Origin of the sequence: Kluyvera sichuanensis (genome assembly GCF_014218705.1) — a bacterium.
GTDB lineage: Bacteria > Pseudomonadota > Gammaproteobacteria > Enterobacterales > Enterobacteriaceae > Kluyvera > Kluyvera sichuanensis.
In genome coordinates, this window is sequence record NZ_JABBJF010000063.1 from 1 (window position 1) to 3,238 (window position 3,238).

The 3,238-nt window shown below is 50.7% G+C and carries 1 protein-coding gene; it reads right to left on the minus strand.

Annotated elements, in window-relative coordinates; translation table 11 throughout:
* Positions 1-77: 77 nt before the first annotated feature.
* The gene (locus tag HII27_RS26645; protein WP_021740570.1) at positions 78-3,095 is read right to left on the minus strand and encodes a Tn3-like element IS3000 family transposase; all 3,018 of its coding nucleotides are present in this window, start codon (positions 3,093-3,095) and stop codon (positions 78-80) included.
* Between the last annotated feature and the right edge of the window lie 143 nt (positions 3,096-3,238).

Sequence of the window (3,238 nt, forward strand, 5' to 3'; positions counted from 1 at the left end):
TGGGGTTCTAGGGATTTTCCGTCCAAAAACGACAAAGTGCTCTGGAGGCCGCGCCGTCCGTGGCCTCCAGAGGGGTATTACTTTTCGCTGACGGGTAAATATCCCTCGATTGAGCGCATAAGCTCCTCCAGATCTGGCAATTTTTCGCTCAATTCGAAGTGGTAAGTCCCCTTGAGGTTAATGTTGTGCCAGGCCACAGGGGATGCCTGTTTGACGATATCTATTCTCTTGGTATCTCCTTGGTATTCGAAGCTGGTCAACAGCTGGCTGAGTATCCTGGAGTTGAAGTAAACGATGGCATTGGTGACCAGGCGAGCGCACTCATTCCATAGCTGGATTTCTTCGTCTGAACTGCCCCGGAACTGATCCCCATTGACGCTGCTCACGGCCCGACGCAGTTGGTGATAGGCCTCTCCCCGGTTCAGCGCGCGCTGAACATAGTTTCTTAAACTGGCATCATCGATGTAGCACAGTAGATAATTCGCTTTCACCAGGCGATTGTATTCCGTCAGGGCTTCCAGCAGCGGGTGATTGCGCTTGTACTCCGAGAGCTTTCTCACCAAGGTGGCTTGCGTTGTTTTCCGCTGCTTAAGTGATACTGCAATCCGTTGGATGGTATCCCAGTGCTGCGCAATACGATGGGTATTGATTGGCTTTTTTAAGCACAGCTGAATTCGGTGTTCTTTGTCTTCCTTGACATCAAACATGTCATTGATCACTTTGCCAACCTGGGCATAGCGTGGGGCAAACTGGTATCCGAACAGATCCAGTAACGCGAAGTTCACATGGTTCACCCCATGGGTATCGGTTGAGAGCACATCCGGAATGATGTCTGACGTATTGCTCATCAACAAATCAAAGATGTAGTGCGATTCATGTTCGTTGGCGCCGATCACTCTGGCGTTGATCGCAGCGTGATTGGCGATCAAGGTCATGGCAGAAACACCTTTTTGAGTGCCAAAGTACTTCGACGAATAACGGGTTTTGAAGGTCTCGCGCCGGGCTTCGAACTTTTGACCATCGGCACTGGCGTGGATCACATCTTCCTGGATGTTGTAGTACCGGAAGATGGGTAGCTTGGCTGTCGCGTTATTGATGTTGTCGTTAGCAGCATTCAATGTTTCCAGGCGAAGATAGTTCGCCTGGATAGTGCTGAGCTGATCATAGGTACGATCAGAGATCTGTGCCATGCCGTAAATGCCTTGATTGGTTGCATTGCCGACCAGAATTGCCAACAGGTCATATTCATGGGAACGGCTTCTGGATTGGGAACCCAGCACATGAGCGAAGCAGTCAATGAAACCGGTGTCACGATCAACCATGCGCAGTACATCCGCAATCCCCGTTGTGGGAATTTGCTGGAAGAAGGGATTGTTGACCAGATGATGTTTGCTGGCCGAAGGCAGGCGCCAGAAGCGTTTACCCTGCGGATTACGCAAGATGATATTCCGGTTGTCTTCCTGTTCAAGATATTCGCCGACTTCGTACAAACGGGTATCCAATTCCATGGCCATCTGTTTGATCAGCTTTTCAGGCTCCTCCGCTAATTTTGTAAAATGGCTCTGTTGAAGCAGCGTATATTTGTTTTTTCGCCAATGTTCCCCGTCGATCAGGTCGGCGTCGAGTGCCCGGTATTTAGTGATATCAGGCAGCGTCAGCTGGCCATTCAGGCGATCAGGAATCTGTTGATAGAGGAACCACTCATAACGATCGATCAGGATATTCCCTTCACCATCCAGCAGGAATTCACGTGATTTTTTGGAAAGGAGTCTGGTGTCGGCAGTTTGCAACTGAGCGTCCTGGCCGTTGAGTTCGTTTTGTGTTTTCGCCAAGGCGGCCGCTAAGTGCTGGGTGCCGTCGCAGCCTTCGAAGCGCAGACATAGGAACAACTCTCGCAGCAAACCTTTCCGCAGACTTTCTTTCTCGTCGCAGTACTGCCACATGGCTTCATCGACCGATCGTCGCTGCTCGTTCAGGAAGAGACATACAGATTCCAGATCCCTTTTGGTCAGCAGGCTCAGTGCTTGCTGTCTTACTGTTGCAAACGGTAGTTGCAGATCAATGCTGTCATCAATGAACAGGTGCAGTACTTCAGCTGCCTTGCTGACATTTTTAGCTGCTTTTTGCCAATCCTTAAACACCGCTTCCTGCGCATAATCCTTTGCCTTCTGTTTGGTCTGTCTGACATGATGCACAAAGCCATCGGCAATACGTTCCAGCGCTTGCTGCCATCGCGTTTGAAGATAGCACAATAAATACAGCCATTGGCTGCCTACGGTTTGACGTTTCAGTTTGGCACCGTAGTAGTCGACTTTCTCTGCCAGGTGTTGCAGATTTTTCTGCGACAGTGATAGCGTGCTCAACAGCAGATCCACTTCCGGCATCCAATGCTGGATATGGCGATAGACAATCAGTTCTTTCTCCAACTCGGTTCCGGTGAAGTTACGAGCCGATTGTCGCAACTGTCGGAACGGCAGTGGACCTGTGCCGTTCACGAGCTCCGCCAGTGCTTGCTTAAGACCGCGTGACATTGCACGCTCAAGGTGCGCGGCCATGTGTTCCTGTTCGTCTCCCACCACCTGACTGATGATCTTTTGCAGCGTGCTGTAGGCAGGGATTGCGATCTTCTGCCCCGAACAATATTCAATGGCCGCATCGAAGAGGTGCCTAGGCGCTGTCCAGGCTCTGGCTTGCTGGGATAAGTAATCTCTCAACGCCGCTCCATGGTCTTTGACATTCCAGCGCTGGTAGTTGCAGAGCTGGAAAACACGTTGGTAAATCCGTTCGTTCTCTTTTGGCGTGAGATTAAAGGGTCTACAGCCTGGGCCTGGTAGAACGGTTTGATAAACGTATTTGAGGTCCTGCTTGATCTGATGAAAGCCGGGATTCAGCACCACCGGCTTGGCTTTGAAATAGCCCAGCAGTACCACCAGCATGTAACGCTGGCCCCGATGACGGAGGCTTTTAGCGATCGCCAGTTCCTTATCGTTCAGCGAGAAAAAGAAGCGTTGGTCGGCGGAGGTGAAAGCGGGGGGTCCATATAACTCATCTTGTTCTGCCTCGGACAAGATTTGGACACGTTCTTCGAATGCCATGGATTTAGCCCAAAAAGACTAAATCTTACTCAAACAGAGCCCAAATAGGGATCTCGAAAAAAGTAATACCCCTCTGGAGGCCACAGACGGCGGGGCCTCCAGAGCACTTTGTCGTTTTTGGACGGAAAATCCCTAGAACCCCA